The sequence below is a fragment of the Kitasatospora sp. NPDC096077 genome (genome assembly GCF_040303245.1).
Classification (GTDB): domain Bacteria; phylum Actinomycetota; class Actinomycetes; order Streptomycetales; family Streptomycetaceae; genus Kitasatospora.
In genome coordinates this window covers 47,341-66,212 of sequence record NZ_JBEOSV010000020.1, presented here as the reverse complement: position 1 = coordinate 66,212, position 18,872 = coordinate 47,341, and the positions used below count along the sequence as shown (strand labels likewise).

Sequence of the window (18,872 nt, the reverse complement as noted above, 5' to 3'; positions counted from 1 at the left end):
GGTACGGGTCGTACCTGAGGCGGCTGCCCCGCTGCCCCCGTTCGCACACCCGCGCGGGCGCCCCCGGCGGGCGCAACCCCCCGCGCACCCGGCGCGAGCCCCGGCGCACGGCACTACCGGCGCGCGGTCACCGGCGCACGGGACCAACAGCGTCCGCTCACCAGCGCACGGCGGCGAAGTCGACCGGCTCGGTGCGCAGGGCCCGGGCGCGGACGGCGAGAGCCCGCAGTCGGCGGTCGGCCTCCTCGGCGGGCATCCGCTGCTTGTCACCGTGGCCGGGCAGCAGCCACTCGAAGCGCAGCGCGTCCAGGCAGCGGTCCAACGAGGCGGACTGCTCCTCGATGGAGTACCAGGTGACCGCCTCCTGCACCTCGATGTCCCGGCTGGTGCGGGACCAGTACAGGCTGTCGCCGCTGAAGCAGTACCGGTGGTCGGCCACGAAGAGCACACTGCCCAGGGTGTGGCCGGGGAAGGGGTGGGCGACCAGGCCGGGCGAGATCTCCACCGGGTCGGTGCCGCGCAGCACCTCGTCGGCGTCCGGCGCGGCGGCGAGGTCGCCCTCGTGGATCCAGAGCCGGGCACCCAGCCGGTCGGCGTAGGCGCGGCCGTGCGCCGCGTGGTCGCGGTGGGTGAGCAGCACGTCGGTGACCGGGCCGAGGGCCTGGTAGCGGGCGGCCAGGGCCTCGCTGTAGCGGGGCGTGTCGATCATCACCCAGCCGGCGGGGCGGCGGCAGAGGTAGGAGTTGGCGCCCGCGGTGCGCCGGGAGTTGTGGCCGAGCAGCAGCACCTCGTCGGCCTCGTCCAGGGCGAGCGGGAACGGATCGCCGGCCGGGTCGAGCCGGCCGGTGCCGGGGCGGATCGAGCGGGTCGGGCAGGCGTGGGCGGCGGCGAGCAGCTGCCGCCGCTCGGCCTCGTCGCGCGGCTGGCGGATCAGCTCGGACTTGCGGTCGCGCTCGCGGATCAGCTCGGGCGCGAGCTGCCGGGCGACGTCGCAGTTGGTGCAGCGGTCGTCGACGGTCCAGCTCTCGGTTTCGGGCAGGTTCATGGTCGGTGTGTCCCCCAGGAAGAAGGGCGGCCGGAGCGGGGCGCCGTCCTTCGAGGATCGTCCGGGCGGGGCGAAAAGGGGAAGGGGGCGCGGCCCTTGTGGTTTCCGGGGCACGGCGCTCTGCGCGGAGCGGGTCGGCGGGGCCGAGCAGCGTACGTGGCCGATCTCACGTGCCGCCAGGGGCACCTACGGTGGCGTAGGTCACTTGAATGGGTGAACTATCTCCTTCATGCCGAACCTCCAGGAGACCCTTGACCTCAGTTCGTACGCCGCCCTCGGGGACAGCTTCACCGAGGGCCTGAACGACCCCGGTGCCGACGGCGCCTTCGCCGGCTGGGCCGACCGCCTGGCCGGTCTGCTCGCCGACGGGCGGCCGCCGGGCGGGTTCCGCTACGCCAACCTGGCGGTGCGCGGACGGCTGCTGGACCAGATCGTGGCCGAGCAGGTGCCGCAGGTCCGTCGGCTCCAGCCCGACCTGGTCACCTTCTGCGCCGGCGGCAACGACATCCTGCGCCCCGGCAGCGACCCGGACGAGGTGGCCGGGCGCTTCGAGGCCGCCGTCGCCCAACTCGCCGAGAACGCCGGGACGGTGCTGATCTGCACCGGCTTCGACACCCGCGAGGTGCCGCTGCTCAAGCACCTGCGCGGCAAGATCGCCACCTACAACAACCACATGCGGGCGGTCGCCGACCGCTACGACTGCAAGGTGGCCGACCTGTGGTCGCTGCGCGCGGTCCAGGACCGCCGGGCCTGGAGCGAGGACCGGCTGCACCTGTCCCCCGAGGGGCACCAGCGGGTCGCCCTGCTGGCCGCCCGCTCGCTGGGCCTGCGCACCCAGGAGGACCCGGAGGCCCCGTGGCCGACCGGCCGGGAGCTCTCCCCCGCCGACCAGCGGCGGGAGAACCTCCAGTGGGCGCGGGAGTTCCTGATCCCCTGGGTCGGCCGTCGCCTGCGCGGGGAGTCCTCGGGCGACCACGTCGAGGCCAAGCGGCCGGAGCTGCTGCCGCTCTGCCGCTCCGCCGGTTCCTGACGGAATGATCCTGACGGATCATCAGTTTCTGATGGAACGTCAGGTCGGCGGAGCCTGAGGGCCCGTCACCGTGCCACACCGGGTGCTGCCGACCGACCGGTCCGCAGCGCCCGGTGCACCAGGGCGGCAACGGCCGCGCCGACCAGGTACCAGGCGAGGTCCGGCGGGTTGAAGGTCGAACCGAGCACCAGGTGCACCAGCCCGCTGTGCCGCCCCCATTCGTCCGGCAGTCCGGTGGCCTGGAACAGCTCCACCAGCCAGCTCAGCCCGGCGGCCACCAGGGCGGCCCGGCTCGGCCGCACCTCCGGCGCGACCGTCACCACCAGGGCGTACACCAGGACGGTGTACAGCGCGTCGCCGGCGTACTTGGCCGGGTCGCCGGGCAGCACGGCCCGCACCCCCAACCCGACCGCCACGGTCAGCACGGCGGCCGCGGCCGCGGGCCACCGCGCGACCAGTCCGCTTCGAAGATCCCTCATCCGGCCCAGGCTACGGCCCGGCCCCGCGGATCCGCACACCCGCCCAGGAACCACCGCGCGACGCCGGACGTCACTCCCCCTGATGAGCCATCCGTGCAGGTCACGGGCGGGAGTTCGAGCAAGGCGAGCGGGTGGGCGACAGTGGCGGACCAAGCAGCAGTGACGGACCAGGCAGCAGGGGCGGACCAGGGAGCAGGGGCGGGGACCAGCGCGGCGCGGCGGCAGTTCGCCGTCCCCGGATTCGCGACCGGGCCGGACGGCCGGGCGCAGCGGGCCCGCGAACAGGGCAAGGCGCTGCGCCTGCGGGTCCCCCGGGAGCGGCACGCGGAGTTCGCGCCCGCGGCCGACCGGCCGACCGCGGTGGCTGCCCTGGAGGCGTCCAACGCGGGCCGGATCCCCGGCCTGGTGCCGATCCGGGTGGGCCGGATGGCCGCCACCCCGTTCGCCTTCCTGCGCGGCTCGGCCGGGCTGATGGCCGCCGACCTCGCGGGCACCCCGGTGACCGGCGTCAGCGCGCAGCTGTGCGGCGACGCGCACGCCGCCAACTTCGGCCTGTACGGCGACGCCCGCGGCCAACTGGTCATGGACATCAACGACTTCGACGAGACGGTGCCCGGCCCCTGGGAGTGGGACCTCAAGCGGCTCGCCACCAGTCTGGTGCTGGCCGGGCGGGAGACCGGGGCGAGCGAGACCACCGCCCGGGCGGCCGCCCAGCACGCGGCCGGCTCCTACCGCCGGACCATCCGCACCCTGGCCAAGCTGCCCGCCCTGGACGCCTGGAACGCCGTCGCGGACGAGCAGTTGGTGTCCTTCACCGAGGCGCACGACCTCGCCGAGGTGCTGCGGAAGGTCGAGACGAAGGCGCTCGGCAACACCAGTGCCCGGTTCGCCGCCCGCAGCACCACCCGGACCGCGGACGGCGGCCGGCGGTTCACGGCGGCTCCGCCGGTGCTCACCGAGGTCACCGACGCCACCGCCCGGGCGGTGGCCGAGGCGCTCGGCCCGTACGTGGCGACGGTCCCCGCCGAGGTGCGCACCCTGCTGTCCCGCTACCGGGTGCAGGACGTGGCCTTCCGGGTGGTCGGCACGGGCAGCGTCGGCACCCGCTCGTACGTCGTACTGCTCACCGACCACCGGGACCAGCCGCTGGTGCTGCAGGTGAAGGAGGCCCGGCCGTCCGCGCTGCTGCCGTACCTGGACGGCGCCGGGCGGCGGCCGGAGGAGCACGAGGGCCGCCGGGTGGTGCTCGGCCAGAAGCACATGCAGGTGGTCAGCGACACCCTGCTCGGCTGGACGACCGTCGACGGACTGCCCTACCAGGTACGGCAGTTCCGCAACCGCAAGGGCAGCGTGGACCCGGCCGCGCTGCTGCCGGCCCAGCTGGACGACTACGCCCGGATCACCGGCGCGCTGCTCGCCCGGGCGCACGCCCACACCGCCGACCCGGGCCTGCTGGCCGGGTACTGCGGCAAGAGCGAGGCCCTGGACGAGGCCGTCGCCGCCTTCGCCGTCGGCTACGCGGACCGCACCGAGGCCGACCACGCCGAGCTGCTGACGGCGGTGCGCAGCGGGCGGCTGCCCGCCGAACCGGGGGTCTGAGCGGAACTGTCGTACCGCGCCGCTAGATTGGCGACCATGGGACTGTCGATCAGTGTGGGGGCGCTCAGTACCCCCGAGTGGCGGGGCGCGGCCGAGGTGCTGCACCGGGCGCTGGAGGCCGAGGGGGTGGCCTGGCGGGAGCCGGCCCGGCCGGCCGGGGAGGGCGAGGCCTTCTCGGCCGGCTTCCCGTACAGCTACCTGTCCGGGCTGCGCCGGGTGTACGTGCTGCACCGGGTGGGCGAGCCGGTCACCGCGGCGCGCGGGGTCAGCCCGGAGCAGTACGAGGAGGAGCGGGAGCTGGTCGACGACGAGACGGTGATGTTCGACTCGCACCTGCTCTGCCACTCCGACTGCGAGGGCTACTACATACCGGCGGACTTCGAGGACGAGGACCCGCTGTTCCTGCCCCAGGAGTCCGGGGTGCCCGGCGGCGCCATGGTGGGTTCCACGGCCGGCCTGCTCGCCGAGCTCCAGGGGTTCGCCGCCGCCCTCGGGATCCGGCTGGAGGCGGACGGCTCGCTCGCCCCGGCGGAGGAGGCCCGGCTGGCCGCGCTGCCGGAGGACGACCCGTTCGAGGCCGAGGTCTTCACCTGGCACCGGCTGTACCTGGCCTGCCGGGCCAGCCTGGCCACCGGGCGGGCGATCGTCTTCGGCTGACGGCGCCGGGCCGCCGCCCGGTCGGACGGCCGCCCGGTCAGACCGCCAGGAACGGCGCCACGGCGGCCACGTACTCGGCCGGCCGGGAACTGTGCACCAGGTGCCCGGCCTCGATGGTGACCAGGCGGCAGTCCGGGATCAGCCGGGCGAGTTCGGCGATCCGCTCCTGCGGGACGTAGCTGGCGGCCCCGCCCGCGACGGCCAGGGTGCGGGCGGTGATCCGGGTCAGGCCCTCCCGCCAGGCCGGGTCGGGGTCGTCGAACTGCGCCTTGAGGGCCCGGACCATCGCCCAGTCGAAGTGCGCCGGCTCCTCCGCCCCCTCGGGCGGCACGCTGGCCGGGCGCGGGTACAGCGCCGGGATCTCCTCCAGGACGAGCCGGTCGACCCGCTCCGGGGCGGCCTGGGCGAGCAGGTGGGCGACGGCGCCGCCCATCGAGTGGCCGACCAGGTCGACCCGGGCCAGGCCGAGCGCGTCGAGGAAGGCGAGCACGTCCCCGCGCATCCGCTCCAGGCCGTACTCGGCGGTGCGGCCGCTGTCGCCGTGGCCGCGCAGGTCGAGCGCGTACACGTGGTGGTCGGGGGCGAGGTCGGGCAGCACCACGTCCCAGTCGGCGGCGCGCTCGCCGAGGGCGTGCAGCAGCACCAGCGGCGGGCCGTCGGGGCGGCCGCTCTCGCGGTAGGCGAGCGTGACCTCGGGCAACTGCACCGTCCGTACTGTCGTCATGCCCGCCACCGTACGCGCCGACCTGCCGTCACCAGGCACATGTTCGCCCTCGGCACGCGCCCGCCCGCACGCCCGCACGCCCGCACGCACGCCCGCCGCCACCGCCGGAGCCGGGACTCAGCGGACGGCCGTACGGCCCCGGCTCACCGCGACCGGCTCGGCGGGGCTCCGCTCGCGGGCGGTCGCCCGGCCGGCGAACACCGAGGCCAGGACGGCGAGTCCGGCCACCGCCGCGCAGACCAGGCTGGCCGCCAGGTAGGCGGAGCGGTGGCCGCCACCCCCGGCCGTCTCCCGCAGGTAGACCCCGGACAGCGCGGAGACCGCGACGGCCGCCGCGATCCGCTGGGCCATCTGCAGGATCGCGCCGCTGACCCCGGCCGCCTCGGCGGGCGCGTGGCGCAGCACATAGGCCTGGTTGGTGGAGCCCATCAGGCCGACCGAGGCACCGCTGAGCAGTTGGAGCAGGGCGAGCAGCCAGGGCAGCACCGCGACCGGCGCCCAGTGCGCGACCAGTCCGCTGAGCAGCATGGCCAGCGTCGAGCCGACCATCCCGAGGGTGACGGTGCGTCGGCCGATCCGTTGCACCACCCGCCAGGCGAGCGCGGAGGAGGCCCCCATGGCCAGCGCCGAGGGCAGCGAGACCAGCGCGGCACCCATCGGGGACAGGCCCAGCCCGTCCTGGAGGAACATGGTGAGGACGAGCGAGGCGGCCAGCGAGGAGCCGAACTGGGCCATCGCGGTGGCCGTGCCCAGCGCGTACGGCGCGGAGCGGGTGAGCGCGGGATGGATCAGCGGGTGTCCGCCGCTGCGGGCGTAGCGGCGCTGCCAGTGGACGAGCGCGCCGAGCAGCGCCAGTGCGCCGGCCGCGAAGGCCGACCAGCCGGCCCAGCCGGGCGGTTGGACGAAGGGCAGCATCAGGACGAGGGTGAGGGCGCCGACCAGCAGCAGGCCGAGCAGGTCGAGATCGGTCTGCCGGGTGGCCGGGCGGGGCTTGGGCAGGTGGCGCACGGCGAGGGCGAGGGTGGCCAGGCCGAACGGGACGTTGAGCAGGAAGGTGATCCGCCAGCCGAGTTCGGGGCCGGCCGCCGCCAGCACCAGTCCGCCGATCGGCGGGCCGAGGGCGAAGGCCAGGCTGCCGGTGACGGCGTACATGCCGAGGGCGCGGGCGCGCAGCTGGCCGTCGAAGACGTCCTGGAGGGTGCCGATCATCTGGGAGTTGACCAGGCCGGCGCCGGCGCCCTGGAGCAGCCGGGCGGCGATCAGCACGGTCGGGTCGGTGGCGGTCGCGGAGACCAGGCTGACCAGGGTGAACAGGGCGAGGCCGGTGACGAAGAACCACTTGCGGCCCTTGACGTCGCCGAGCCGCCCGCCGGGGATCAGCGCGAGGCCGAAGGCGAGCGAGTAGCCGGCCACGATCCACTGCAGGTGGGCGGGGTGGGCGTGCAGGCTCTCGCGCAGGGCGGGGACGGAGGTGTTGAGGACGGACTGGTCGAGCAGGGTGGTGAAGCCGCCCGCGACGCAGACCAGCAGGACGCGGCGCCCGGCGGCGTCGAAGCGCTCCTTCCGCCGGGACGGGTTCGTCTCGGGGATCGGGTCCGCCACCGGCATCGGCTCCGGTGTCGGATTCGGTGTCGGATTCGGGTTCGGGTTCGGCTCCGGCAGCGGGCCGGGCTCCGGTATCGGCCCGCCCGGTCCGTCGGCGGCGCTCACGGCTCGACCACCACGAGGGCGTAGCGGGCCTCGCCCGGGCCCAGGCTGCGGAAGCGGCTGGTGCCGGAGCCGTAGCGCAGGCAGTCGCCGGGGCCGAGCAGGTGCGGCTCGCCGTCCAGGGTCAGCTCCAACCGCCCTTCGAACAGCCAGAGGTGGTGTTCCAGGCCGGGCAGGCAGGGGCGGTCGTAGGCGATGTCGGCCCCGGCGGGGAGCCGGCCCTCGATGATCTCGGCGTGCAGCGAGCCGTGCGGCGGGGAGATCGAGCGGCGGACGAAGCCGGTCGCCCCGTCCTGCCAGAGCTGCTGCTCCTCGGCCCGGACCAGCCGGGCCGGGCCGGACTCCACCTCGGCGAGCAGCCGGGACATCGTCCGCCCGTAGACGGCGCAGAGCCGCCCGAGCAGTGCGGCGGTCGGGCTGACCTCGGCCCGCTCGACCCGGGACAGGGTGGACCGGCTGACGTCGGCGCGTTGTGCCAACTCCTCCAGGGTCCAGCCGCGTTCGACCCGCAACTCGGCGAGCCGTTGTGCCAGCCGCTCGTCGGCGGCGGTGTCGATTCCCATATTCGTGATGCTATCCCGGATGTGAGATCACCGTTCCGGGTTCTGGCGGACCTGGTGAAGGTCTGACGGCGGCTCGGCCTCGAACCGGCCGACGCCGACGTTCGACCAAACCGGTGATCATATGATGTGCGCCGACAAAGCGGCCGGTCAGCGGCCATTCGCGCAACGGGGGGACCACGATCGTGTTCGGCATCATCAGACCGTGCAGGCACAAGCTGTCCGAGCGCCTCCAGGCCTCCTGGATGGCGCACCTGTGCGGGCTCTGCCTCGCCCTGCGGGACGACCACGGGCAGCTGGCCCGGACCGCCACCAACTACGACGGCCTGATCATCTCCGTCCTGGTCGAGGCCCAGGCCGCCCGGGAGGACTCCTCCTGGCGCCGCACCGCCGGGCCGTGCCCGCTGCGCGGGATGCGGACCGCCTCGGTCGCCAAGGGTGAGGGCGCCCGGCTGGCGGCGGCCGTCTCGCTGGCGCTCGCCTCGGTGAAGATCCGCGACCACGTCGAGGACCGGGACGGCGTCTTCGCCCGCCGCCCGGTCGCCGCCGGGGCCCGCGCGGTGACCCGGCGCTGGGACCGGCAGAGCGCCGGCAGCGCCTCCACGGTCGGCTTCGACACCGCCGTGCTGCTCGACGCCGCCTCCCGCCAGGGCGAGTTGGAGCGATCACTGCTGCCCGGCAGCTCCGTGCTGCTGGTCACCGAGCCCACCGAGACCGCCACCTCGGCCGCCTTCGCGCACACCGCCGTGATCGCCGGCCGCCCCGGCAACGCCGCCCCGCTGGCCGAGGCCGGACGGCTGTTCGGCCGACTCGCCCACCTCCTGGACGCGGCCGAGGACCAGACCGCCGACGCCGCCTCGGGCGCCTGGAACCCGCTCACCGCCACCGGCACCGACCGCGCCGAGGCCGAACGGCTGTGCCGGGACGCGGTGCACGGCATCCGGCTCGCGCTGCGCGAGGTGGAACTGTCCGACCGGTCACTGGTGCACGTGCTGCTCGGGCACGAGACCCAGAGCGCGGTGGACCGGGTCTTCGGCCGGACCGGACACGCGGCGAACTGCCGCACCGGCGGGGCCGGGGGCGCGGAGCACCCGCAGGACGCGCCGCCGCGCCAGGTCCCGCCCGGCTACCCCGGCGGCCCGTACCCCGGCCAGGACCCGAACCAGGCGCCGGTACCCCCGTGGGTGCCCCAGGGGCCCGGCTTCGGCCCGCCGCCCGGCGGCAAGCCGCCGCACCCGCGCAACCTGCTCGCCGGGTGCGCGGTGTGGGCGCTGATGGCCTGCACCTGCCAGTTGCTCTGCTGCGAGCACAACGACCCGTTCAGCCGGGAGCGCCGCAAGGGCTTCTGCGAGCGGCACGACTGCTGCGACTGCTGCGACTGCGATCCCGGCTGCGGCGACTGCTGCAACTGCTGTGACTGCTGCAGCAAGTGCGGCTGCGACAACTGCGGTTGCGACGGGTGCGACTGCGGCTGCGACTGCTGACGGATCGTCAGATCACGGTCGAACCGACGGCCTGCCGGATCTGCTCCGGCGTGAGCGCCGGCTGATCGAACGCCACCAGCCCGGGGTGCCCCCGCAGCACCCCGGGCCGGTCCGCGTCCGCGACCTGCTCGGCTCTTCGCCAGAGCGGCACCACCACCGGGCACGGCTCGACGGCCTGCTCAGGCCTCACGCCCCGCCACCTCCCGGTCCGCCGCCAGCGAGCTCTCCAGCCCGGCCAGCAACTGCCGGAACCGCTCGGTGTCCTGCTCCGTGATCCGCCCCTCGGGCGCCGTCCCCGGCCGCTCGGCCGTCCTCTCGTTCATGGGGGCGACGCTAGGCGGCGGTGATCAACAGGCAATAAACGAGGCCTTGGCACGGCCACCGGTTGGTGGTTCAATGCGACTCGCACTCGTCAGGAAGCTTTCCTAATAGTCGCCGACACCTGAGTACGACCTCCCCGGCTCCTCCCCCGCATCGAGAGGACGACTTCCCCATGGGTCGCACCACCGTCAGGACACTCGTCACCGGGGCCGCGCTCGCCGCCCTCCTGCTGCCGCTCGCCGCCGCCCCCGCCGACGCCGCCGAGCCCGCCGCCAGGCCCGCCGCAGCCGCCTTCCAGCACCCCGGCGTGCTGGTCGGATCGCAGCAACTCGCCTTCGTCAAGAGCAAGTTGGCCGACGGAGCGGAGCCCTGGACCGCCGCCTTCGCCGACCTGAAGGCCAGCAAGTACGCCTCGCTCGACTGGCAGCCCAAGCCGCGCGCCACCGTCGAGTGCGGCTCCAGCTCGCACCCCAACAACGGCTGCTCGGACGAGCGCGACGACTCGATGGCCGCCTACGCGCACGCCCTGCAGTGGGCGCTCACCGGCGACCAGCGGTACGCCGACAAGGCGATCGCCATCATGGACGCCTGGTCCGGCGTGATCCAGGAGCACACCAACACCAACGCCCAGCTGCAGACCGGCTGGTCCGGCAACAACTGGGCCCGCGCCGCCGAGCTGATCCGCTACACCGGCGCCGGCTGGTCGGCGGACTCGATCGACCGCTTCGCCACCATGCTGCGCACCGCCTACGTGCCGGAGCTGGCCCCCGGCAGCCCGCGCAAGAACGGCAACTGGGAGCTGATCGAGACCGACGCCCTGATGGGCATCGCGGTGTTCCTGGACGACCACGGGCTGTTCGACCGGGCCACCGAGCTCTGGCGGCACCGCCTGCCCGCGTACGTCTACCTCTCCTCCGACGGCGACCTGCCGGTGGCGCCGGCGAACTCCGGGATCCAGGGCCGGTCCGCGCTGGTCAAGTACTGGAACGGCCAGTCCAGCTTCGCGGACGGGCTGGCCCAGGAGACCTGCCGGGACTTCGGCCACACCGGCTGGGGCCTGGAGGCCGCCGCCCAGACCGCCGAGACGGCCCGGCTGCAGGGCCTCGACCTGTGGAGCGAGGGCCGCGAACGCCTGGTCAAGGCACTGGAGTTCCACACCGCCTACGACAACGGCGCGGACGCGCCGGACTGGCTGTGCGAGGGTTCGGTGAACACCGGCCTGGGCCCGGCCGTACAACTCGCGTACAACGAGTACCACCTGCGCGAGGGCATCCCGATGCCGCAGACCGAGCAGTACGTGGCCGCGCACAGCCCGTTCGGGGCGAACTACTTCATCGGCTGGGAGACCCTCACCCACACCGACGCGCCCTGATCCCGGGCGCCCCGGACGCGGCGGGCGGGGCCCTGGGAGCCCCGCCCGCCGCACCCACGCCTCAGCCCGCCGGGAACAGTCGCTCCAGGACCTCCGCCACCCCGTCCTCGTCATTGCCGCCGATCACGTGGTCCACCGCCGCCAGCACCTCGGGGTGGGCGTTGGCCACGCCGTAGGAGGTGCCCGCCCAGGCCATCATCGGCAGGTCGTTGGGCATGTCGCCGAACGCCACCGCCTGCTCCGGCGCTATCCCGTGCCGCCGCGCCAGTTCACCGAGCGCGGCGGCCTTGCTCACGCCCTGGGCCACCGCCTCGACCAGCCGCTCGCCGTTGGCGTGGTAGACGGTGACCAGCCCGCCGATCGCCGGGCGGACCAGCGCCAGCAGCTCGTCCGCCGACAGCGTCGGGTGCCGACCCACCAGTTTGGGTGCCGGCCGACCGAACAGCCGCGCGTCGTCGAGGCGTTCGACGGTGATGTCGGTGTCCCAGGCACCCGCCTCGTAGTGCGCGTCCGCGGCCAGCTCCTGGGCGTACTCGACCGCCAGCCCGATGCCCGGGGCGGCCGTGCGCAGCCGCCGGGCGGTCTCGGCGAGCACCTCGGACGGGATCGGCCGCTCGGCGACCACGGTCCGGGTGCGCAGGTCGTAGCCGAAGGCGCCGTTGGAGCAGATCGCCGTGCCCCGGTGCCCGAAGGCCGCCGCGATCTCGCCCATCAGGCGCGGTGGTCGACCGGTGACCAGGACGACCTGCCCGCCGGCCCGTTCGACCCGGGCGAAGGCGGCCACGGTGCGGGCGGAGACGGTGCCGTCGCCGCGCACGATCGTTCCGTCGAGGTCGGTGGCCACCAACCGGGGCGGCCGGCGCAGCGGGGTGACGGTGGAACGGGGAGCGGCAGGGATGCTCATCGGAGGGGGCTCTCTGCTGGTCGGGTTCGGTCGGGTCCCCCGGGTGCGCGCCCGACCGCCCCGGACAGCGGGGAGTGCGGTTCCCTGGACGGGTGAGGTGCGTGCGGACCGCGGAGGGCGGCGGTGCGGCGGTGCAGGAGTCCGTGGACCGGGACCGGCGACGGCCGGGGCGCCCGGCCGCCAGACGGTCGGACGGTATCACCGGCCCGGCCCGCTCGGCGACGACCGCAGGCCGCCGCCGGGGCCGTGCGGATCCTTACGCAATTTTATTAGGAAAGTTTCCTTACCTTATGGACCACCGCTCGCTCCGGCCCCTACTCTGCTGCCGCGAGCTCGCGCCCTTCCCCCCACGGTGCCGCCCTGACCAGCGGGCCGCGCCACCCCCACTGCCTCCGGCGGTCGCACCCCCGGAGATCGGAGCACCCCATGCGAGTTTCCCGGAGCCACCGGCTCGCCGTCGCCCTCGCGACGGTCGCCCTGACCACCGGCACCGCCTGCGCCGCCGACGCGGCGCAGGCGACGGCGGACGGCCCGACCACCGTCGCCACCGCTACCGGCACGACCGGCGCGACCGCTACGGCCGGCACGCGGGTCACCGCCGGCGGCCTCACCCCCGACCAGCGCCGCCGGGCCGACCAGTTGGTCAGCGTCTTCGAGAACAGCACGACCGAGATCCAGTACGGCTATGCGGAGAACATCAACGACGGCCGCGGCGTCACCGCCGGCCGGGCCGGGTTCACCACCAACGACGGCGACGCCCTCAAGGTGGTCCGCGCGTACACCGCCGTCTCCCCCGACAACCCGCTCGCCCGCTTCGTCCCCGAGCTGGAACGCCTGGCCGCGTCCGGCAGCGGCGACACCAGCGGCCTGCCCGAGGCCGACTACATCGCCGCCTGGAAGCAGGCCGCCCAGGACCCGGTCTTCCGGCAGGTCCAGGACGACCAGGTCGACCGGCGCTACTTCACCCCGGCCATGGACCAGGCCGACCGGCTCGGCCTCGGCACCGCCCTGGCCCGCGCCGAGCTCTACGACGCCTCCATCCAGCACGGCAACGGCGGCGAGTACGACGCCCTGCCCGCACTGATCGGCCGGACCGTCGCCAAGGTCGGATCGCCCTCGGCCGCCGGTGAACGCGCCTGGCTGGACGCCTTCTTCGACGTCCGGATCGACGACCTGAACAACCCCGCCAACTCCTCCACGGCCGACGAGTGGCGCAAGTCCGTCGACCGGGTCGAGTGCCTGCGCCGGATCGCCGCCGCCGGCAACTACGACCTGGACGGCCCGTTCACCATCACCGCCTTCGGCTCCGGCTACACCATCGCCTGAGCCGCGCGCCCGGGGTCCGGGAGTGTGGGCCCGGACCCCGGCCCCCACCCGGCCCCTACCCGACCCCTCGGGCCGCCGGGGCGGCGGCGTCGAGCAGCACCCCGGCCGCCGCCCGGGCGTCCGCGGCGGCGCTCGGGTCCCCGTGCACGGCCGCGACGGTGATCGCGCCCTCCGCGAGCAGGGCGAGCTGCCCGGCGGTGGCGGGCGGGGCGCCGACGGCCTCGACCAGGCCGGCCAGGAAACCGGCGAACTCCTCCTTGTGGTGCCGGGCGGCGGCCGCCACGGCCGGGCTGGTGGCGCCCAGCTCGCCGAAGGAGTTCACGAACGCGCAACCGCGGAAGCCCGGCTCGGCGAACCACCGGCCGAGCCAGTCGAAGACCGACAGCAGCTGGTCCCGGGGCGTGCCGCCGGCCCGCGCCACGTGCACGGCCAGGCTCGCCCGCCAGCGCGCGTCCCGGCGCAGCAGATAGGCCTCGACCAGCTCGTTCTTGGACGGGAAGTGCTGGTAGACGCGGCGCAGGGTCAGCCCGGAGGCGGCCCGGACGGCGTCCATCCCGACCGCCTGGACGCCCTGTCCGTAGAACAGCTCCTCGGCCGCGTCGAGGATCCGGGTCCGCGGGTCCGGTTGCTCCATCTGCTCCGCCCTTCCTCGGGGTCTTTTTGCATGAGAACGCTCGTTCTCCTAGAGTACCAACCAGAGCGAGAACGATCGTTCTCGCCCGTGGAATGCCCGTTCCCGAGGAGTAGCCCCGTGCCCGAACAGCGCCCTCCCGTCCCGCCGTTCACCGAGCAGAGCGCCCACCGCAAGGTCCGCGCCGCCGAGGACGCCTGGAACACCCGCGACCCGCAGCGCGTCGCCCTCGCGTACACACCCGACAGCCGCTGGCGCAACCGCGCCGAGTTCCTCACCGGCCGGGAGCAGATCGCCGCCTTCCTCACCCGCAAGTGGCAGCGCGAGCTCGACTACCGCCTGATCAAGGAGCTCTGGGCGTACGACGGCCACCGGATCGCGGTCCGCTTCGCCTACGAGTGGCACGACGAGCACGGCGGCTGGCACCGCGCGTACGGCAACGAGAACTGGGAGTTCGACGAGCACGGGCTGATGGCCCGGCGGCTGGCCTCGATCAACGACCTGCCGATCACCGCCGGGGAACGGCTGCTGCACTGGCCGCTCGGCCGCCGCCCCGACGACCACCCGGGCCTCACCGAACTCGGGCTCTGAGCAGCCCCGGCCCGTGCGGCGCAGGCCTACTGACGCCGCATCGGGCCGCGCTGTTCCACGGCTGTGACACGGCGCGCACCGACCGCTGACCTCGGACTGGGAACCTCCTTGTCGAACACACCGAACCCGTCGCAGCTCGACGACGGCGAACGTCAGCACCATCCAAGGGGGACCCGGAAATGTCCGTGCGCAACCGATTCGGCACCGCCGCCGCGATCGCTCTGATGACGACCGCGAGCGCGGTCCTGCTGTCCGCCTGCGGCCCCGACAACAGCGACCCCGGCTCCGCCGCCCCCGGCGCGACCGGCTCGGCGGCTCCGGGCAGTGCGGCACCGGGCGGCGGATCGCACGCGGGCAGCCCCGCACCGGGCGGCAAGGAGGTCAACGGCACCTCCGCGGCCAACCACCTGACCATCAGCACGGGCACCAAGACCGTCGCGATGAACGGCGCCACCGTGGACTTCGGCACGGTGGTCCGCGACCTCGCCTGGTCCCCCGACGGCAAGAAGGTCGTCTTCGTCGACGGCGACGGCAACCTGGTCACCGCCGACCCGGACGGCAGCGCCAAGTCCACCCTCGCCAAGGCCCCCAGCGGCGACGCCTGGTCCCACCCGACCTGGCAGCACGCCACCAAGGAGCTCAACGGGGACGGCGTGCCCGGCGGCGCCGAGCGCTTCAACAACATCGTGTTCGCCTCCAGCAAGGGCGGCGTGCTGCAGCTGGAGAGCATCCCGGCCAAGGGCGGCACCCCGCAGGTGATCACCCCGAGCAGCTCCGAGGGCGGCACCGACAACGGCATCCCGCAGCCGCCGAAGACCGGCAACACCTGGGCCAACGCGGGCGGCCGGCAGGGCAGCATCGCCTACGCCAACACCCCGGCGAACGAGGTGTACGTCTACGACGACTACATCCGCCCGAACACCCACGACATCGGCAAGGGCTCCCAGCCGGCCCTGTCCCCGGACGGCGACCACATCGTCTTCGTCCGCTCGGTGAACGGCCACGACCACCTGTTCAGCCGGTCCACCGACTACACCCAGAAGGCCGAGAAGGACCTCACCCCCTCGGCCACCACGGACTACACCGAGCCGGCCTGGTCCCCCGACGGCAAGACCCTCGCGGCCCGCACCCCGGACGGCGTCAGCACCGTGCCGGCCGACGGCTCGGCGGCACCGACCCAGGTCTCCACCATCAAGGGCCTGCCCTCCTACCGGCCGTGAGTCACGGCTGCTCCGCTCCGGCCGCCCGGGCCAACTCGGCACGCAGCTCGGCGAGGTGCTCGTCCGCCGACTCGTGCGGCAGGAACTCGACCAGGTCGAGGAAGCGGAACAGCACCCGGGTCCCGGTGACCGCGTACTCGTAGTCGCCGAACCCGACCACCGCCCCCGTCCCGCCGCGCGCCGCGCCACGGACGGCGGCGGCGGTCAGCCCGTCCGGCGCCTCGGCGGCGGTCACCTTCCGGCGCGCGTTGGGCCGGGCCAGGTACGGGCACACCATCGCGGCGTAGAGCATGCAGGCGCGGTGCCCCGGCCCCTCCAGGGTCGGGGCACCGTTGCGGTACGGGCGCCCCGCCGCCAGCGCCTCCGCCATCGCGGCGCTCTCGGACGGCCCGACCACCCGCCACACCGGGCCGCGCGGCATGAACCCCCCGCACACCGAGCACTTGCGCTCCAACGCGCAGTCGGCGCTGCGCCCGTGGTCGGTCAGCGCGAACTGCGGCTGCCCGTCCTGCCAGGGGGTGATCGCCGGCACCGGGTAGCCGCGCTCATCCCGGGGGCGTTCCCCCACCTCGTCCGGCATCGGCACCAGTTCGAATCGCACGCCCCTATCGATACCAGTCGGGCGCCCTCCCGGTCGAGCGCCGGATCACGACAACGGGCGACGGACGGCGGGCGGCGCTACCGCTCGGCTCCGGGGCTCGCCGCCGTCCCGGAATGCCGGAGCAGGGACCGCAGCGCGGGCCGGACCTTCGGGCCGTGCCGGCGCCACCAGGCCCGCACCCACAGGCCCTGGGTGGCGACCAGGGCGACGACCGTGGCGACCGCGTCGGCGAGGGAGAGCGGGTCGGCCGGACCGCCGAGGGTGTGCAGGGCCCGGGTGAGGAGCACCAGGGTCACCTCGGCGAAGACCAGGTAGCCGAGCAGCAGCGAGCCGAGGGTGCCCAGCACCATCAGCACCGCGTACCCGCGCACGATGCGCCGCTCCCTCGGCCGCAGGGCGGCCAGCGGGTCGGGGCCGGGCCGGCCCAGACAGCGGGCCGCGAGGTGGCGGCAGTAGGCCCCCGCGTCCCGGTAGAGGTTGCGGCAGGAGAGCAGGTCCTGGAGCAGGAAGTAGACGTCGGTCCGCATGAAGACCATCAACTCGACGGCCACCGCGAGCAGTTTGCTGAGCGCGAGCAGGGACAGCAGCCGGTTCGGGCCGGTGCCGGCCTGGATCAGCACACAGCCGCCCGCGGTCGCGAGGTCCAGGACCATGCCGGAGAGGTAGACCGTGCAGCGCACCCGCCGGGTGCACTGCCAGATGCCGGAGACGTCGGTCTGCATCACCAGGAACTGCAGCCGGGTGCCCAGCCGGATCGTCCCCGGCACCCCGGCCGCGCGGGCGGTCAGCAGATGGGACAGCTCGTGGACGTAGAGCAGTGCCCAGGTGAGCGCGGCCTGTCCGGCGAGCACGAAGGTGCCGCGGTCGCTCCAGACCAGGTCGTGCCAGCTCGGCCGCAGTTCCGGCCGCACGGCCAGCACCACGGCGGCCGCCGCCGCGACCGCGAGCAGGAGCACCGGGACGACCGGGCTGAGCAGCCAGCGGACGTGCTCGGTGCGGATCCACGGCAGGCTGGACCGCACCGGCGGGGCGGAGTCCACCGCACGGCCGTCCACCGAGCGGACGAAGCCCAGCGCCGTCAGGGAGGTCACGAAGGAGGCGACCGCCAGCCGGCGTCCGGTGTCCCGGCGGATCCGCGCGGCCGTCTCGGCCACCGTCAGCCCGGACCGGAGCAGGCGGATCGCCTGGACGCCCTCGGACGGCAGCGCCACGAAGTCGCCGGTGTCGGCCCGGCCGACGATCCACTCCCCGGCGTCCTCGCGCATGCCGAGCGGGTGGAAGACCACCCGGGCGTCGTCCCGGACCGCCTCAGTCACGGCAGTTTGGGCAGTCGGGCCGGCGCTCGTGGCGGACCAGCGGCTGGTCGTCCGGGGCGATCAGGTTGACCGTCCGCATGTAGCCCGGGGCCAGTCGGGAGGTCCCGGTGAGCAGGGCGATCACCTCGTAGGCGACGAGGTTGCCGGAGATCCCGGCGGAGGCCGAGAGCACGCCCTCGCCGCCGAGTCTGGGCGGCGGTCCGGCCGACAGCTTGGCCTCCTCGCCGGCGGCGACGCACTGGAAGCAGGGACCCTCCCGGGTGAAGGTGCCCACGGAGACGAACGGGCCGTTGTAGCCGCCGCCGACCCAGGGGACGCCGGTCTCGGCGCAGACCTCGGAGGCCCAGCCCCGGATGGTCTCGCTGTCCGGCTCGTCCGCGCACAGGGCGAGGGCGTCGTGGCCGGTGACCAGGTCGGCGAGCGCGGCCCGACCGTCCACCGTGCGGAGGTCGTGGGTGACCTCGATGCCGGAGTTGACGGCGCGCAGCCGCTCGGCGGCGACCTCCGCCTTGGGGCGGCCGAGGTCGGCCTCGGTGTACAGGACCTGACGGGTCAGGTTGGAGACCTCGACCCGGTCCGGGTCGACGCAGTGCAGCCGGCCGACCCCGGCCGCGGCGAGCGCCCAGGCGGCGTGGCTGCCGGTGCCGCCGACGCCGAGCACCAGCACGCTCGCGGCCTTGAGCTTCAGTTGGGCGTCCCACTGGTTCTCCCGGGGCCGGAGGTCGGTCCGGCGGAAGAAGGCCTGGTTCCTGGCGTACCGGTCCTGTTCGGCGGCGCTGAGCAGGTCGGTACCGGTGCCGGCCGCGTCCTCGACGTAGCCGGTGCCGATCAGTCCGCGGACCAGTCGGGCCGCCTCGGCGGGCGTCAACGTGCGGTGTTCGGCGCACAGTTCGGCGACGATCCGCTCCATGCCGCGGGTGCCGTCGAGCAGGCCGAGGGCCGTCCAGACCCAGCCGTGCGGGTCGCGGATCTCGGCCCCGAGGCCGTAGAGCTCGCCGCCGATCCGCACCGAGCCGTCCTCGGTGCGGTAGGGCAGGTGGTCGAACTTGACCTGTGGCAGTCTCATCAGGGCGGCTCTCCCCGGGAGTTCGGTGGACGGGCGGTGCGGGCGCAGGGGGCGGCGGTGCTCGGACGGTCGGCGGCGGCGCGGACGGTCGGCGGTGACGCGGAGGTGCCGGCGGGGGAAGCCCCCGCCGGCACCGGGTACCGCTGGGTGTCGAAGCTCAGCCCTGGGCGGACTTGAGGCCGATGGTCTCGATCCGGTCGAGCATGCGGATCTCGATGGCGGCGACCTCGTCCTCGACC

The 18,872-nt window shown here is 74.5% G+C and carries 20 protein-coding genes; 8 read left to right on the top strand and 12 right to left on the bottom strand.

What is annotated here, in order from left to right; all coding sequences use genetic code 11:
- Positions 1-157 precede the first annotated feature (157 nt).
- The gene (locus ABTZ03_RS19170; protein ID WP_350514185.1) at positions 158-1,045 is read right to left on the bottom strand and encodes an MBL fold metallo-hydrolase; all 888 of its coding nucleotides are present in this window, start codon (positions 1,043-1,045) and stop codon (positions 158-160) included.
- 229 nt (positions 1,046-1,274) lie between these two features.
- Here ABTZ03_RS19170 and ABTZ03_RS19165 point away from each other — a divergent pair, with 229 nt between their 5' ends.
- A complete protein-coding gene (locus ABTZ03_RS19165) occupies positions 1,275-2,075 on the top strand; it encodes an SGNH/GDSL hydrolase family protein (protein ID WP_350514184.1) in 801 nt (266 codons plus the stop codon).
- A gap of 65 nt (positions 2,076-2,140) precedes the next feature.
- On the opposite strand, the gene ABTZ03_RS19160 is transcribed toward ABTZ03_RS19165, so the two are convergent.
- Positions 2,141-2,554 (bottom strand): ribosomal maturation YjgA family protein, encoded by a 414-nt coding sequence (locus ABTZ03_RS19160; protein WP_350514183.1) that lies wholly within the window; start codon positions 2,552-2,554, stop codon positions 2,141-2,143.
- A gap of 159 nt (positions 2,555-2,713) precedes the next feature.
- On the opposite strand from ABTZ03_RS19160, the gene ABTZ03_RS19155 reads away from it, so the two are divergent.
- Positions 2,714-4,153: a DUF2252 domain-containing protein gene (locus ABTZ03_RS19155; RefSeq protein WP_350514182.1), complete on the top strand. Its 1,440-nt coding sequence runs from the start codon at positions 2,714-2,716 to the stop codon at positions 4,151-4,153.
- A 36-nt stretch (positions 4,154-4,189) separates the two neighbouring features.
- Positions 4,190-4,810, top strand: a complete 621-nt coding sequence (locus ABTZ03_RS19150) for a putative DNA-mimic protein (RefSeq protein ID WP_350514181.1) — start codon at positions 4,190-4,192, stop codon at positions 4,808-4,810.
- 37 nt (positions 4,811-4,847) lie between these two features.
- Here ABTZ03_RS19150 and ABTZ03_RS19145 read toward each other — a convergent pair whose 3' ends face one another.
- The 3 genes from ABTZ03_RS19145 to ABTZ03_RS19135 form a co-directional block, all read right to left on the bottom strand.
- Complete coding sequence (locus ABTZ03_RS19145; RefSeq protein ID WP_350514180.1) at positions 4,848-5,534, bottom strand: alpha/beta fold hydrolase; 687 nt, start codon at positions 5,532-5,534, stop codon at positions 4,848-4,850.
- Between the two features lie 117 nt (positions 5,535-5,651).
- Positions 5,652-7,136: an MFS transporter gene (locus ABTZ03_RS19140; protein WP_350514179.1), complete on the bottom strand. Its 1,485-nt coding sequence runs from the start codon at positions 7,134-7,136 to the stop codon at positions 5,652-5,654.
- Positions 7,137-7,240: 104 nt separating this feature from the next.
- Positions 7,241-7,804 carry a helix-turn-helix domain-containing protein gene (locus tag ABTZ03_RS19135; protein ID WP_350514178.1) on the bottom strand — a complete coding sequence of 188 codons (564 nt, stop codon included), beginning with the start codon at positions 7,802-7,804 and terminating at the stop codon, positions 7,241-7,243.
- A gap of 182 nt (positions 7,805-7,986) precedes the next feature.
- On the opposite strand from ABTZ03_RS19135, the gene ABTZ03_RS19130 reads away from it, so the two are divergent.
- Complete coding sequence (locus ABTZ03_RS19130; protein ID WP_350514177.1) at positions 7,987-9,285, top strand: DUF5685 family protein; 1,299 nt, start codon at positions 7,987-7,989, stop codon at positions 9,283-9,285.
- Positions 9,286-9,292: 7 nt separating this feature from the next.
- On the opposite strand, the gene ABTZ03_RS19125 is transcribed toward ABTZ03_RS19130, so the two are convergent.
- Together ABTZ03_RS19125 and ABTZ03_RS19120 are read right to left on the bottom strand one after the other, a co-directional pair.
- On the bottom strand, positions 9,293-9,475 hold the full coding sequence (locus ABTZ03_RS19125; RefSeq protein ID WP_350514176.1) for a hypothetical protein: 183 nt from the start codon (positions 9,473-9,475) through the stop codon (positions 9,293-9,295).
- Entirely contained in the window at positions 9,465-9,608 is a 144-nt protein-coding gene (locus ABTZ03_RS19120) for a hypothetical protein (RefSeq protein ID WP_350514175.1), read from the bottom strand. The genes ABTZ03_RS19125 and ABTZ03_RS19120 overlap by 11 nt, the downstream gene beginning before the upstream one ends.
- 170 nt (positions 9,609-9,778) lie before the next feature.
- Here ABTZ03_RS19120 and ABTZ03_RS19115 point away from each other — a divergent pair, with 170 nt between their 5' ends.
- Positions 9,779-10,978, top strand: coding sequence for an alginate lyase family protein (locus tag ABTZ03_RS19115; RefSeq protein ID WP_350514174.1), 1,200 nt, complete (start codon positions 9,779-9,781; stop codon positions 10,976-10,978).
- Positions 10,979-11,039: 61 nt separating this feature from the next.
- On the opposite strand, the gene ABTZ03_RS19110 is transcribed toward ABTZ03_RS19115, so the two are convergent.
- The gene (locus ABTZ03_RS19110; RefSeq protein ID WP_350514173.1) at positions 11,040-11,882 is read right to left on the bottom strand and encodes an HAD family hydrolase; all 843 of its coding nucleotides are present in this window, start codon (positions 11,880-11,882) and stop codon (positions 11,040-11,042) included.
- 426 nt (positions 11,883-12,308) lie between these two features.
- On the opposite strand from ABTZ03_RS19110, the gene ABTZ03_RS19105 reads away from it, so the two are divergent.
- Positions 12,309-13,208 (top strand): chitosanase, encoded by a 900-nt coding sequence (locus ABTZ03_RS19105; protein WP_350514172.1) that lies wholly within the window; start codon positions 12,309-12,311, stop codon positions 13,206-13,208.
- 55 nt (positions 13,209-13,263) lie between these two features.
- Here ABTZ03_RS19105 and ABTZ03_RS19100 read toward each other — a convergent pair whose 3' ends face one another.
- Positions 13,264-13,842: a TetR/AcrR family transcriptional regulator gene (locus ABTZ03_RS19100; protein ID WP_350514171.1), complete on the bottom strand. Its 579-nt coding sequence runs from the start codon at positions 13,840-13,842 to the stop codon at positions 13,264-13,266.
- A gap of 117 nt (positions 13,843-13,959) precedes the next feature.
- On the opposite strand from ABTZ03_RS19100, the gene ABTZ03_RS19095 reads away from it, so the two are divergent.
- Positions 13,960-14,430, top strand: coding sequence for a nuclear transport factor 2 family protein (locus ABTZ03_RS19095; protein ID WP_350514170.1), 471 nt, complete (start codon positions 13,960-13,962; stop codon positions 14,428-14,430).
- Between the two features lie 179 nt (positions 14,431-14,609).
- A complete protein-coding gene (locus ABTZ03_RS19090; RefSeq protein WP_350514169.1) occupies positions 14,610-15,650 on the top strand; it encodes a TolB family protein in 1,041 nt (346 codons plus the stop codon).
- A 1-nt stretch (position 15,651) separates the two neighbouring features.
- Here ABTZ03_RS19090 and ABTZ03_RS19085 read toward each other — a convergent pair whose 3' ends face one another.
- The 3 genes from ABTZ03_RS19085 to ABTZ03_RS19075 form a co-directional block, all read right to left on the bottom strand.
- A complete protein-coding gene (locus ABTZ03_RS19085) occupies positions 15,652-16,251 on the bottom strand; it encodes a hypothetical protein (protein ID WP_350514168.1) in 600 nt (199 codons plus the stop codon).
- A 77-nt stretch (positions 16,252-16,328) separates the two neighbouring features.
- The gene (locus ABTZ03_RS19080) at positions 16,329-17,567 is read right to left on the bottom strand and encodes a hypothetical protein (protein ID WP_350514167.1); all 1,239 of its coding nucleotides are present in this window, start codon (positions 17,565-17,567) and stop codon (positions 16,329-16,331) included.
- Positions 17,560-18,633: a HesA/MoeB/ThiF family protein gene (locus ABTZ03_RS19075; RefSeq protein ID WP_350514166.1), complete on the bottom strand. Its 1,074-nt coding sequence runs from the start codon at positions 18,631-18,633 to the stop codon at positions 17,560-17,562. Before ABTZ03_RS19075 ends, ABTZ03_RS19080 begins: the two co-directional genes overlap by 8 nt.
- Positions 18,634-18,872 lie beyond the last annotated feature (239 nt).

What these genes read in the sequence shown, in the direction of transcription:
- ABTZ03_RS19170 (WP_350514185.1), bottom strand. Translation starts at nt 1,045, where the DNA reads ATGAACCTGCCCGAAACCGAGAGCTGGACCGTCGACGACCGCTGCACC.
- ABTZ03_RS19165 (WP_350514184.1), top strand. Translation starts at nt 1,275, where the DNA reads ATGCCGAACCTCCAGGAGACCCTTGACCTCAGTTCGTACGCCGCCCTC.
- ABTZ03_RS19160 (WP_350514183.1), bottom strand. Translation starts at nt 2,554, where the DNA reads ATGAGGGATCTTCGAAGCGGACTGGTCGCGCGGTGGCCCGCGGCCGCG.
- ABTZ03_RS19150 (WP_350514181.1), top strand. Translation starts at nt 4,190, where the DNA reads ATGGGACTGTCGATCAGTGTGGGGGCGCTCAGTACCCCCGAGTGGCGG.
- ABTZ03_RS19145 (WP_350514180.1), bottom strand. Translation starts at nt 5,534, where the DNA reads ATGACGACAGTACGGACGGTGCAGTTGCCCGAGGTCACGCTCGCCTAC.
- ABTZ03_RS19135 (WP_350514178.1), bottom strand. Translation starts at nt 7,804, where the DNA reads ATGGGAATCGACACCGCCGCCGACGAGCGGCTGGCACAACGGCTCGCC.
- ABTZ03_RS19120 (WP_350514175.1), bottom strand. Translation starts at nt 9,608, where the DNA reads ATGAACGAGAGGACGGCCGAGCGGCCGGGGACGGCGCCCGAGGGGCGG.
- ABTZ03_RS19115 (WP_350514174.1), top strand. Translation starts at nt 9,779, where the DNA reads ATGGGTCGCACCACCGTCAGGACACTCGTCACCGGGGCCGCGCTCGCC.
- ABTZ03_RS19110 (WP_350514173.1), bottom strand. Translation starts at nt 11,882, where the DNA reads ATGAGCATCCCTGCCGCTCCCCGTTCCACCGTCACCCCGCTGCGCCGG.
- ABTZ03_RS19105 (WP_350514172.1), top strand. Translation starts at nt 12,309, where the DNA reads ATGCGAGTTTCCCGGAGCCACCGGCTCGCCGTCGCCCTCGCGACGGTC.
- ABTZ03_RS19100 (WP_350514171.1), bottom strand. Translation starts at nt 13,842, where the DNA reads ATGGAGCAACCGGACCCGCGGACCCGGATCCTCGACGCGGCCGAGGAG.
- ABTZ03_RS19090 (WP_350514169.1), top strand. Translation starts at nt 14,610, where the DNA reads ATGTCCGTGCGCAACCGATTCGGCACCGCCGCCGCGATCGCTCTGATG.
- ABTZ03_RS19075 (WP_350514166.1), bottom strand. Translation starts at nt 18,633, where the DNA reads ATGAGACTGCCACAGGTCAAGTTCGACCACCTGCCCTACCGCACCGAG.